Origin of the sequence: Bacteroides caecigallinarum (genome assembly GCF_021531075.1) — a bacterium.
Taxonomy (GTDB): Bacteria; Bacteroidota; Bacteroidia; order Bacteroidales; family Bacteroidaceae; genus Phocaeicola; species Phocaeicola caecigallinarum_B.
Genome location: NZ_JADYTJ010000001.1, coordinates 47,134 through 60,129 on the forward strand (window position 1 = coordinate 47,134; position 12,996 = coordinate 60,129).

Here is a 12,996-nt window from a genome sequence, read left to right on the forward strand (position 1 = left end):
TCATTCTTGAGCATATTTTTGGGACATTCAGTAAATAGTATAAAATCAGCCAACTAATTCATACACAAAGTGTTGCGAATTAGTTGGCTTTTTGTATCTTTAGGTATTCCCCCGAAAATAAGGTTTGACAACCAAAACGGAGGAAATCCTCCAATAAAGATATGGCTAAGATACAAAATATTTCGGAAATTCACCCTACTTTGGGTTTTACAGAATTTGATATTCTGGAAAAATATCTCAAAAGTTTTAATGAGAGTGAGCTTGGCAGGCTTCATTCAGTGTTTCCTTTTGAAGTTATGGCAAAAGTCATGGGGCTGTCTGAAAATCGTTTTGGACGTAGGAACATATTCAGTCCTTCCGCAAAGATTGCCCTTATGATCCTGAAGTCCTATACCGGACTTTCTGACAGACATCTTGTGGAACATCTTGACGGCAACATACATTACCAGATGTTCTGCTGCATCATGATAGACCCGTCTTTCCCCATTACCAACTACAAGATAGTCAGTGCCATCCGTAATGAGATAGCATCCCGCCTTGACATTGATTCCCTTCAGGAGATACTGGCCTCCCACTGGAAACCATATCTTGAGAACCTTCACGTGTGCATGACTGATGCCACGTGTTATGAAAGTCACATGCGTTTTCCTACAGACATGAAACTGCTTTGGGAAAGTATTGAATGGCTTTACAGACATATCTGCCGGCATTGTATGGATCTTGGGATAAGGCGTCCCCGTAACAAATATGCGGATGTGTCAGAGTCCTATCTTTCATACTGCAAGAAAAGAAAGAGGAAGGCCTCAAGAACACGGATGCTCAAGCGCCGTATGATCAGACTCCTTGAAAAGCTCATCGAACAGAGGGATGAGATTCATAAGGAATACGGGAGATCACTCAGATATACACAGGATTATCAGAAACGCCTTTCCATAATCAGAAAGGTTCTTGTACAGGAGAAGGAACTGTTTGAAGGCAGGAAGGTCAATGACCGCATCGTCAGCACCGACCGTCATTACGTACGTCCTATCGTAAGAGGCAAGGAAACAAAGTCTGTTGAATTCGATGTAAAGGTTAACAACATACAGATAGACGGTATATCGTTTATCGAACACCTCTCGTTCAAGGCATTCAATGAGGGAATACGACTGAAGGACTGTATCCGTATGCAGCAGAAGCTCATGAAAGTGAAGATCACATGTGCGGCAGGCGACTCCATATATGCCAATAATGCCAACAGAAAATATTGTACTAAATATAGTATATCTACTTCCTTCGTACGCAAAGGAAGGGCTGCAAAGGATGAACACTTGAGAAAGGTTCTCAGAAGTGAGCTATCAAGGGAGAGAGCCACCAGACTTGAAGGAAGCTTCGGAACTCAAAAGCAACATTACTCACTATTAAGGATAAAGGCCCGGAACAGGAAAACGGAAATCCTGTGTATTTTCTTCGGAATACATACGGCAAATGCCGTACTGATGATAGACAAAATCAGGAACAGAACAGCTAAAGCGGAATGATATGATTTTCATAACCAGAATCAGAAGAGGTTATCAGACTTCTTCCGGAGAGTCATGTCTTAACGGTTAGAATCAAGAGAGAAAATACAGAAAAACTACAAGAAAAATGGCATATGGAGTGATTATGTTATATCATCTTCATATGCCATCATATATTTTAAGGACATTTACTGAATATCCCTATTTTTATTGTGAATTTTTATTTTTATTTTCCTCCGTTTTTACTTTTCTAAGCAAATCCGAAGCAAAAATAAAGTTGTTCAGTCTTTCGTTTGTAGCTGTGAATACCTCATCCTTTGTACCGGACCATTCTTTATGTCCCTGGTATATATACAGAATACTGTCGCCTATACCCATCACAGAATTCATGTCGTGAGTATTGATAATTGTAGTCATATTGAATTCTGTAGTGATGTCGTGTATCAGCTCGTCTATCACGAGCGAAGTCTTAGGATCGAGTCCTGAGTTAGGCTCATCGCAAAACAAATATTGAGGATTAAGGGCAATGGCTCTTGCTATGGCTACACGTTTCTGCATACCTCCGCTTATCTCTCCTGGGTATTTGTTTTGTGCATCGATAAGATTTACCCTGTCCAAACAGAATTGTGCACGGCGTATGCGGTCGCGGTATGTATCGTTTGAGAACATGTCAAGGGGGAACATTACATTTTCCAGGACGGATAGAGAATCAAACAACGCAGCACTCTGGAATATCATACCCATCTCTTTGCGTAGTGTTTTCTTCTCTGTTTTTCCCATTCCCAAAAGGTTTCTGTTATCGTATAACACTTCGCCTTTTTCAGGTGTCAACAGTCCCACTATACATTTCATAAGAACGGTTTTACCAGAACCACTCTGACCTATTATGAGGTTGGTCTTTCCGTTTTCGAAAGTGAAATTTATGTCATCAAGGACGGTTCTTCCTTCGAATGACTTGCATATTGACTTTAACTGTATCATCCCATTAATAGTTGTGTAAGAATTAAATCTGAGAATAGAATAAGCACGCTGCTTGAAACCACAGCATTTGTACTGGCTTTACCTACTGAAATGGAACCTCCATCGACAGTGTAGCCGAAATAGGCCGATACACTGGCTATTATAAAGGCGAAGAACAGCGATTTTATGAAACTGCACCATATATACCATTCAATGAAACAGTATTGCAGACCGTATTCAAGATCTGTCGCATTCATTATTCCGGCAAACCATGCTGTACAGAAAGCTCCCACTATACCTGCAAATATACTGAATATGACAAGAATAGGAATCATGGTCATTAGTCCTAGTATTTTGGGCAGTATCAGGTATGAAGCAGAGTTTATACCCATAATTTCCAGTGCATCTATCTGTTGGGTAACTCTCATGGTGCCCAGTTCTGATGCGATGTTGGAACCTACTTTTCCGGCCAGTATAAGACACATTATGGCCGATGAAAACTCAAGAAGAAGGATTTCACGGGTGGTGTATCCCACTACGAACCTTGGCATCCAGGGACTTTCAATGTTCAGTTTTATCTGAATACAAATAACCGCTCCGATGAAAAATGAGATGAGGAGTACAATACCTATGGAATTTATTCCAAGCTGGTACAATTCGTTCACATATTGCTTAAAATACATTTTTATTCTTTCCGGGCGTGAAAATACCCTGCCCATGAGAATGATGTATTTTCCAAGAATACTTATTGGCTTTATCATGATTTATAATAATTTGCTGCAAAAGTACAGTTTTTTAGCTATTAAATAATAAAAGATAGGATGATTTTAATATAAATGACCATATAACCCAAGAATTTTACTACTTTTGTGCTCAAAATTAGCTATATGGAAGAATTGAAAGATAAAGAATACGAAGATAAGTCTGTGTCTGGCAGCGAACAGGCGGATTATAATGAATGTATGGTGCTTCGTACGGAGAATCTTGTCAAGAAATATGGTAAAAGAACAGTTGTCAATGATGTCTCTATAAACGTAAAACAAGGAGAAATTGTTGGTCTGCTTGGACCTAATGGTGCAGGAAAGACTACTTCTTTTTATATGACAACGGGACTTATTGTTCCTAACGAGGGGCATATTTTTCTTAATGACGAGGATATTACTTCATATCCGGTATACAAGCGTGCACAGAAAGGTATAGGGTATTTGGCGCAAGAGGCTTCCGTATTCAGGAAAATGAGTGTGGAGGATAATATAGCTTCTGTGCTGGAACTTACAAATAAAAGTCCGGAATATCAGAAAGAAAAATTGGAAAGCCTTATTGCTGAATTCAGGTTGCAGAAGGTGAGAAAAAATCTTGGCGACCAGCTTTCGGGTGGTGAACGAAGAAGAACGGAGATTGCAAGATGTCTTGCCATAGACCCTAAATTCATTATGCTGGATGAACCGTTTGCCGGGGTTGACCCTATTGCAGTGGAGGATATCCAGCACATAGTATGGAAACTTAAGGATAAAAATATAGGTATATTGATTACCGACCATAATGTGCAGGAGACACTGAGTATTACTGATAGAGCATATTTGTTGTTTGAAGGTAGGATTCTTTTCCAAGGTACACCGGAAGAACTGGCCGAAAATAAAATAGTGCGTGAAAAGTATCTAAGTAATAGCTTTGTGCTTAGGAAAAAGGACTTCCAGATGCAAAATGTACGCGAATGAGTAGGTAGCACTACGGATTCTTGAAATTTTTTTTGTGCTGACTTTTTGGTAGTTGCAAGATTAAACACTATTTTTGCACACCCCAAAAAGTTTATACTTTTGAATATAAGAATAATAATTAATATAAAACACTTAAGAAATGAATATTTCATTACAGAATGTAAGCAATGTAAGTGCTGTGCTTACAGCGCAAATCGAAAAAGCTGACTATCAGGAAAAAGTTGAAAAAGCGTTGAAGACTCTTCGTCAGAGAGTGAATATGCCTGGATTCCGTAAAGGTATGGTTCCAATGGGACTTATCAAGAAACAGTACGGAGTTTCAGTTCTTCTGGAAGAGGTAGACAAACTGTTGCAGGAAAAAGTTGGTGAATATATCCGCGAAAATAAAGTAAACATGTTGGGTACTCCACTTCCAAAGGAAAACAATGCTAACTTCGAAACAGACGAAAACTTCGAATTCTCTTTCGATATTGCTTTGGCTCCTGAGTTCTCTATCGAATTGTCAAACAATGATACTGTAGATTACTATGATATCGATGTAACTGACGAAATGGTAGACCAGCAGGTTAATATGTACAGACAGCGTACTGCTAAATACGACAAAGTAGAAGACTATCAGGATAAGGATATGCTGAAAGGGCTTTTGGCAGAACTTGACGAAAACGGAAGCACTAAAGAAGGTGGTGTTCAGGTAGAAGGTGCTGTTATGATGCCTTCATATATGAAGAACGACGACCAGAAAGCTATCTTCAACGGTGCTAAGGTGAACACTGTATTGGTGTTCAACCCATCTGTAGCTTTCGATAATAACGAAGCTGAGCTTGCTTCTCTTCTGAAAGTTAAGAAAGAAGAAGTTGCTAACTACAAAGGTAACTTCAGCTTCCAGATTGAAGAAATCACTCGTATGATTCCAGGTGAATTGAATCAGGAATTGTTCGATCAGGTTCTTGGCGAAGGAAAGGCTTCAAACGAAGAAGAATTCCGTGCACAGGTTAAGGAAAGCATCGCTACTCAGTTTGTAGCAGACAGCGACTATAAGTTCCTTATCGACTTGCGTACATACACAATGGGTAAAGTTGGTAAATTGGAATTTGCTGATGACTTGATGAAGCGCATTATGCTTGATAACAACAAGGAAAAAGGTGAAGAATATGTAAACGAAAACTACGACAAGAGCCTTGAAGAACTTACATGGCACTTGATTAAGGAAAAACTTGTTGAAGCTAACGGTATTAAGATTGAACAGGCTGACATCCAGAATATGGCTAAGGAAGCTACTCGTGCTCAGTTCGCTCAGTACGGTATGATCAACGTTCCAGAAGAATTACTTGAAAACTATTCTAAGGAAATGCTTAAGAAACGCGAAAGCGTAGAAGCTCTTGTTAACAGAGCAATTGAAGCTAAGCTTGCTGCAGCAGTTAAGGGTCAGGTAACATTGAACCACAAAGCTGTATCTGTAGAAGATTTCAACAAAATGTTTCAGTAATATAATTCCAGGCTGAAGTTAATTGCTGAGGCTTATTAAATGGAAGAGGCTTTTAACCGAGGCTTTTCTGGTTGGTGCAAGCTCTTGTCCTGTACTCGGAAAAGAAATGGCTAAAAGTCTCTTTCTGTATTTTTAAAGTAAAAATTTTTAAGTATGAATGATTTCAGAAAATATGCTACCAAGCATTTGGGAATGAGCAGCATGGTGCTTGATGATGTTATCAAGTCGCAGTCTGGTTATCTGAACCCATATATCTTGGAAGAAAGACAGCTGAACGTAACTCAGCTTGATGTGTTTTCACGACTGATGATGGACCGTATCATTTTTTTAGGTACGGAAATAAACGATTATACAGCAAATACACTGCAGGCTCAGTTGCTGTATCTTGACTCTATCGATTCAAGCAGAGATATTTCGATATATATAAACTCTCCTGGTGGCTCTGTATACGCGGGATTGGGTATTTATGACACTATGCAGTTTATCAGCAGCGACGTGGCTACATTCTGTACAGGCCTTGCTGCTTCTATGGCAGCCGTGTTGCTCGTTGCTGGTCAGGAAGGCAAACGTTCTGCTTTGACACATTCGCGCGTGATGATACATCAGCCGTTGGGCGGTGCACAAGGTCAGGCTTCTGACATTGAAATTACTGCACGCGAAATATTGAAGTTGAAGAAGGAACTTTATACTATCGTAGCAGAGCATTCGCATACTGATTTTGATAAGGTATGGGCCGATTCGGACAGAGACTACTGGATGACAGCGCAGGAAGCTAAAGAGTATGGTATAATTGATGAGGTGATGTCGCGTAAGCCATCTTTGTAAAAGTCTGCTTTATTGAGAACTATAAAGTGTACTAACTCAAAAACTTAAACTTTTATTATCGTTGGAAAATTCTAAAACAACTAGAAATAGAAACAAATGCAGCTTTTGTGGCCGTACGGAAAACGAAGTGGGCTTTCTGATAACAGGTGTAAATGGCTGTATTTGCGACTCATGTGTAGAGCAGGCTCATGAAATAGTGAAAGAAGCCAATATGCACTCTCATGCAGGAAAGGGTGGAAACATCCGTTTGGAAGAATTGCCGAAACCGGCGGATATAAAGGATTTTCTTGACCAGTATGTTATAGGTCAGGATGATGCGAAAAAATATTTGTCGGTTGCTGTATATAATCATTACAAACGTCTTTTACAGGCTACCGACAATAATGATGTGGAGATAGAAAAATCGAACATCATCATGGTTGGCGGAACAGGAACTGGAAAGACTTTGCTGGCAAGGACTATAGCTAAACTGTTGAAGGTTCCATTTACAATTGTAGATGCTACGGTGTTGACTGAGGCCGGTTATGTGGGCGAAGATATAGAAAGCCTTCTGACACGATTGCTTCAGGTGGCAGACTATAATGTGGAGGAAGCTGAACGTGGTATTGTGTTTATAGATGAGATAGACAAAATAGCACGTAAGGGTGATAATCCTTCAATAACACGAGATGTGAGCGGTGAAGGTGTACAGCAGGGTCTGCTTAAATTGCTTGAAGGTTCTATAGTAAACGTACCGCCGCAAGGAGGAAGAAAACATCCGGATCAGAAAATGATACCGGTAAATACCAAGAATATTCTTTTTATATGCGGAGGGGCATTTGAAGGTATAGAACGTAAAATCGCACAAAGACTTAATACAAATGTGGTGGGTTATAACTCTGTTAAGGAGGCTGTTAAGATAGACCGTAGCAATATGATGCAGTATATTGCACCGCAGGACTTGAAATCGTTTGGATTAATTCCTGAAATTATCGGTCGTCTTCCTATATTGACATATCTTAATCCTCTTGACAGAAATGCATTGCGCAACATATTGACAGAACCGAAGAATTCTATTATAAAACAATATATCAAGCTTTTGGAAATGGACGGGGTGAAACTTGTTTTCCAGCCTGAAGTGTTGGAATATATTGTTGACAAGGCTGTAGAATACAAATTGGGAGCACGCGGACTGAGGTCTATCGTTGAAACTATAATGATAGACGTTATGTATAGCGTACCGTCAAAGAATGTCAGCGAATTTGTTGTGACACTTGATTATGCTAAAGAGCAGATGGAAAAGTCAAATATCTCGCGTTTGCAGTCGGTTTGATTTTTTTGAAAGAAAAAATGCATGTTTACATGATTTTTTTTCTCCTTTTGTTTGCGTAATATTGAAAGTTGTTTATAACTTTGTTACATAAGAACTTTTCAGTATTTCATAAAATCATTAAATTCATAGGAAGCAATGGCGGAAAAAATCAATTTGACAGAGCAGTTGAAGAAATATTTCGGTTTCGATACTTTCAAAGGGAATCAAGAAGCTATTATCAGAAGTCTTCTTGAAGGTAATGATACTTTTGTATTGATGCCAACCGGGGGTGGAAAATCGCTGTGTTACCAGTTGCCTTCACTCTTGATGGAAGGAACAGCAATTGTCATTTCGCCGCTCATTGCACTTATGAAAAATCAGGTAGATGCTATGCGCAATTTCAGCGAGGAGGATGGAGTGGCTCATTTTATAAACTCTTCTCTTTCCAAATCTGCCATTGATCAGGTCAAGTCGGATATATCATCTGGGAAAACCAAATTGCTATATGTGGCTCCGGAGTCACTGACTAAAGAAGAAAATGTGGACTTCCTGAAGCATGTGAAAATATCTTTCTATGCCATTGATGAGGCTCACTGTATATCAGAGTGGGGACATGACTTCAGACCTGAATATCGCAGGATTAGACCTATAATAAATGAAATAGGTAAGGCTCCTGTTATAGCACTGACTGCAACCGCAACTCCAAAAGTGAAGATGGATATCCAAAAGAATCTGGGTATGACAGAGGCTAAGGAATTTAAATCTTCATTCAATCGTCCTAACCTTTATTATGAAGTACGTCTGAAAACAAATAATATTGATCGCGATATTATCAAGTTTATCAAGCAGAATCCTGATAAATCGGGAATTATTTATTGCTTGAGCAGAAAAAAGGTAGAGGAACTGGCTGAAATACTTGTAGCAAATGGTATAAAGGCAAGACCATATCATGCAGGTATGGACGCTGCGACACGAAATACCAATCAGGATGATTTCTTGAAAGAAAATATAGATGTGATAGTAGCAACGATAGCTTTCGGTATGGGTATTGACAAACCGGATGTGAGATATGTGTTGCACTATGATATTCCAAAAAGCCTTGAGGGGTATTATCAGGAAACAGGACGCGCGGGAAGAGACGGTGGAGAAGGACAGTGTATAGCATTCTATTCGAACAAGGATTTACAGAAACTTGAAAAGTTCATGCAGGGTAAACCTGTATCTGAACAGGAAATAGGCAAGCAGCTTTTGCTGGAGACGGCGGCGTATGCTGAATCGTCATTATGCAGAAGAAAAATATTGATGCACTATTTCGGTGAGGAATATACTGAAGATAATTGTGGTAATTGTGATAACTGTTTAAATCCCAAAAAACAAGTGGAGGCTCAGGAATTATTGTGTGCAGTGATTGAAACAATCATTGCTGTAAAGGAAAATTTCAAACAAGATTATATTATTGATGTATTGCTAGGTAAAGAAACGTCAGAAGTGCTGGCTCATAAACATGACGAACTTGAAGTGTTTGGCTCGGGAATGGGTGAAGAAGAACGTTTGTGGAATTCGGTGATACGTCAGGCTCTTATAGCTGGATATCTGGTAAAGGATGTTGAAAACTATGGATTGCTGAAAGTTACTCCTAGTGGACATAAATTCCTCAAGAGTCCTAAATCTTTCAAGATAGTGGAAGATACGGATTTCGATGAGGATGAAGTGGAAGAAACACCGATGAGGGGAGGTGCCTCATGTGCTGTTGACCCGGTTCTTTATTCGATGCTGAAAGATTTAAGAAAGAAAATGTCCAAGAAGTTGGATGTGCCGCCATACGTAATCTTCCAGGATCCTTCATTGGAGGCTATGGCTACAATCTATCCTGTGACATTGGAAGAACTGCAGAATATACCTGGTGTGGGTGCAGGAAAGGCAAAGCGTTACGGACAGGAATTCTGTGATTTGATAAAGACTCACTGCGAAGAAAACGAGATTGACAGGCCGGAAGATTTGAGGGTGCGTACAGTAGCCAATAAGTCAAAACTAAAAGTCTCGATAATACAGAGCATTGACCGTAAGGTGGCACTTGATGATATTGCAGTGGCCAAAGGTATTGACTTTGTGGATCTGCTGGATGAGGTTGAGGCTATTGTGTATTCTGGAACAAAACTTAATATTGACTACTTCCTTGAAGAAATTATGGATGAAGACCATATGCTCGATATATATGATTATTTCAAGGAATCGGAAACGGACGATATTGAAGATGCAATGGAAGAACTTGGTGATGACTATACCGAAGAGGAAATCAGATTAGTTAGAATCAAGTTTATTTCAGAAATGGCGAATTAAAAAATATTGGTTTAGCTTCGTCTGCCTTTGAGGCGGACGAAGCTTTTTTGTCATAAAAATATGTTAATGTGCTTTTTGCTATTTATATAATTCGTATAAAAATAGTATATTTGCACGCAATAATAATCAAAAGCATAAAGCCCTATGTCATTTATTGCAGATAAAGTTGTTATGGACGGATTAACTTACGATGATGTATTGTTAATTCCTGCCTATTCTGAAGTATTACCTAAAACAGTCGAACTCACGACTAAGTTCTCAAGAAACATCGAGTTGAAGATTCCTTTTGTGACTGCCGCTATGGATACGGTTACAGAATCTCAGATGGCTATTGCGATTGCCAGAGAAGGAGGAATCGGTGTAATCCACAAAAATATGTCTATTGCCGAACAGGCTCGCCAGGTGGCTACTGTGAAACGTGCAGAAAATGGTATGATTTCAAATCCTGTTACTATCAATAGAGATGCCAAAGTGAAAGATGCACTGAACATCATGGCAGAATATAAGATTGGTGGTATTCCTGTAGTGGATAATGAAAATTTTCTTGTTGGTATCGTAACTAACCGTGACCTTCGTTTCGAGAAGGATATGGACAAAAAGATACAGGAGGTAATGACTTCTGAAAATATCATTACTACAAAGCAGTCTACTGATATGGAAACTGCAGCTCAGATTCTTCAGGAAAATAAGATTGAAAAACTTCCTGTAGTTGATGAGAACGGTAAATTGATAGGTCTTATCACATATAAAGATATTACTAAGGCTAAAGACAAACCAATGGCTTGCAAAGATGCACAGGGACGTTTGCGTGTAGCAGCAGGTGTTGGTGTTACTGCAGATACATTGGAGCGTATGGAGGCTTTGGTAAATGCCGGAGCAGATGCCATAGTTATCGATACTGCACATGGTCACTCGAAATATGTAATTGAAAAACTTAAGGAAGCAAAGAAACGTTTCCCTAACGTTGATATCGTTGTGGGTAATGTTGCTACAGGTGCTGCTGCAAAAGCATTGGTTGAAGCAGGTGCTGATGCAGTGAAGGTAGGTATCGGTCCTGGTTCTATCTGTACAACTCGTGTTGTGGCTGGTGTTGGTGTTCCTCAGCTTTCAGCTGTATACGATGTTGCAAAGGCTTTGGAAGGTACAGGTGTTCCTTTGATTGCTGATGGTGGATTGCGTTACTCTGGTGACGTGGTTAAAGCATTGGCAGCAGGTGGATACAGTGTAATGATTGGTTCTCTTGTTGCTGGTACTGAAGAAGCTCCTGGCGATACAATTATTTTCAACGGACGTAAATTCAAGTCATATCGTGGTATGGGTTCTTTGGAAGCTATGGAAAATGGCTCTAAAGACCGTTATTTCCAGAGCTCAACTACAGATGTCAAGAAGTTGGTTCCGGAAGGTATTGCTGCCCGTGTTCCTTATAAGGGTACATTGTATGAAGTAATTTATCAGTTGACTGGTGGATTGCGTGCCGGAATGGGATATTGCGGTGCTCATAATATAATGGAACTTCATAACGCTAAATTTACTCGTATTACTAATGCGGGCGTTTTGGAAAGCCATCCACATGATGTAGCTATTACAAGTGAGGCTCCTAATTATAGCCGTCCTCAATAATAAAAATAAGGATATTTGTGTTGGCATGGATCGTATATAATGCGCTTACGCTTATGTATGATTCATGCCTTTTTATTTGTGTATGACAAGATTTGTTTTCATAGCTATTATTCTTGTTTTTTTTACTAGAAGTTTATATTCGAATGAACCTTCTCATTCTGTTGATAAAATTCTGATGAAGATTGGAGGAGAAACAGTCTATCTCTCTGAATTTGAAACTCTATATTCTGATATTAGGAAAAATAAGGATTGCTCCGTGGAAGAATATTTTCATTATTTTCTGAAATATAAGTTGAAAATATTCGATGCAAAAAGACAGGGGCTTGATAAAAGTGCTGAGTATACAGACGAATGTGAAAGACTAAAGCATTGTTTACATGCTAAAGATGGAATGTCTGTAAATAAAGTTCGTGTATTGACTTATAAAGTCAGACAGGACGAAGGGCTCTCATATGCTTTCAAGGTTATGAAGGAAGTTTATGATAATCTCCAGACAGGAGCAGACTGGAATGATGTGTGTAGCTGTATTAAAGATCCAAGATTTTCCTGTAGGGTAGAGCATGATATGAGTTCTCTGTTGACAGAAGAGCGTATGGAACTTGATAAAATTCACGGTTCCGGTTTCTCCGAACCATTTGTTTCGCCTGTAGGAGTTAATATTTTATTGAAGTCGGATGATGAAAACTGTTCAGTAGAGTTATTGGGAAATGCTGATGACGCTATATTGGTTTCACTTTGGAATGAGCACCATTCAGAAGATTTATATAGCTGGTCGGAAGCCGATTTGCAGGAGTTTTTTAGGACGAACAGAAAGAAATATCTATGGGAATTGCCTCATTACAAGGGTGGAGTCATTCATTGTAAAAACAAGAAGGCTGCTAGAAAAATAAAGAAAAAACTAAAGAAACTCCCTATGGATTGCTGGGAAGGTAAGTTATCCGAACTGAAAGAAAAGGATGTAACATATGATGCTATGGTTGAAACAGGATTTTTCCAGATAGGTGAAAATGTGTATGTAGATAAGCTTGTCTTTAAATGTGGTGACTATAAACCGAAGGAAAATTATCCATATGCTTTTGTTTTAGGAAAATGTCTTGACTATATGCCCGATTCTTATAGTGATGTTTACGATGTTCTGGTTCAGGACTATATACAGAAACATGAAGAACTGTATTTTGAAAATCTGGAACGTGAATTTAGGGTAGAAAAGTATATAGACGTTTTAAAAACAGTTAATTCTGATGGAAGTAATTGATT

The 12,996-nt window shown here is 39.1% G+C and carries 10 protein-coding genes; 8 read left to right on the forward strand and 2 right to left on the reverse strand.

All coding sequences use genetic code 11. The features are described from left to right. Positions 1-161 precede the first annotated feature (161 nt). Positions 162-1,520, forward strand: a complete 1,359-nt coding sequence (locus I6E11_RS00215) for a transposase (RefSeq protein WP_235335852.1) — start codon at positions 162-164, stop codon at positions 1,518-1,520. A gap of 186 nt (positions 1,521-1,706) precedes the next feature. On the opposite strand, the gene I6E11_RS00220 is transcribed toward I6E11_RS00215, so the two are convergent. Then, a complete protein-coding gene (locus I6E11_RS00220; RefSeq protein WP_235335853.1) occupies positions 1,707-2,480 on the reverse strand; it encodes an ABC transporter ATP-binding protein in 774 nt (257 codons plus the stop codon). After that, positions 2,477-3,220 carry an MlaE family ABC transporter permease gene (locus tag I6E11_RS00225; RefSeq protein ID WP_235335854.1) on the reverse strand — a complete coding sequence of 248 codons (744 nt, stop codon included), beginning with the start codon at positions 3,218-3,220 and terminating at the stop codon, positions 2,477-2,479. Before I6E11_RS00225 ends, I6E11_RS00220 begins: the two co-directional genes overlap by 4 nt. 201 nt (positions 3,221-3,421) lie before the next feature. Here I6E11_RS00225 and lptB point away from each other — a divergent pair, with 201 nt between their 5' ends. The 7 genes from lptB to I6E11_RS00260 all read left to right on the forward strand — a co-directional run bounded on the left by lptB (position 3,422) and on the right by I6E11_RS00260 (position 12,994). Further along, positions 3,422-4,177, forward strand: a complete 756-nt coding sequence (lptB, locus tag I6E11_RS00230; protein WP_235335944.1) for an LPS export ABC transporter ATP-binding protein — start codon at positions 3,422-3,424, stop codon at positions 4,175-4,177. 139 nt (positions 4,178-4,316) lie between these two features. Beyond that, a complete protein-coding gene (tig, locus tag I6E11_RS00235; protein WP_235335855.1) occupies positions 4,317-5,663 on the forward strand; it encodes a trigger factor in 1,347 nt (448 codons plus the stop codon). Between the two features lie 153 nt (positions 5,664-5,816). Next, positions 5,817-6,488 carry an ATP-dependent Clp endopeptidase proteolytic subunit ClpP gene (gene clpP / locus I6E11_RS00240; RefSeq protein ID WP_235335856.1) on the forward strand — a complete coding sequence of 224 codons (672 nt, stop codon included), beginning with the start codon at positions 5,817-5,819 and terminating at the stop codon, positions 6,486-6,488. A gap of 61 nt (positions 6,489-6,549) precedes the next feature. Further along, on the forward strand, positions 6,550-7,800 hold the full coding sequence (gene clpX, locus I6E11_RS00245; RefSeq protein ID WP_235335857.1) for an ATP-dependent Clp protease ATP-binding subunit ClpX: 1,251 nt from the start codon (positions 6,550-6,552) through the stop codon (positions 7,798-7,800). A gap of 135 nt (positions 7,801-7,935) precedes the next feature. Continuing rightward, a complete protein-coding gene (gene recQ, locus I6E11_RS00250; RefSeq protein ID WP_235335858.1) occupies positions 7,936-10,119 on the forward strand; it encodes a DNA helicase RecQ in 2,184 nt (727 codons plus the stop codon). A gap of 144 nt (positions 10,120-10,263) precedes the next feature. Continuing rightward, a complete protein-coding gene (guaB, locus tag I6E11_RS00255; RefSeq protein WP_235335859.1) occupies positions 10,264-11,739 on the forward strand; it encodes an IMP dehydrogenase in 1,476 nt (491 codons plus the stop codon). 256 nt (positions 11,740-11,995) lie between these two features. Continuing rightward, positions 11,996-12,994 carry a hypothetical protein gene (locus tag I6E11_RS00260; RefSeq protein WP_235335860.1) on the forward strand — a complete coding sequence of 333 codons (999 nt, stop codon included), beginning with the start codon at positions 11,996-11,998 and terminating at the stop codon, positions 12,992-12,994. Positions 12,995-12,996 lie beyond the last annotated feature (2 nt).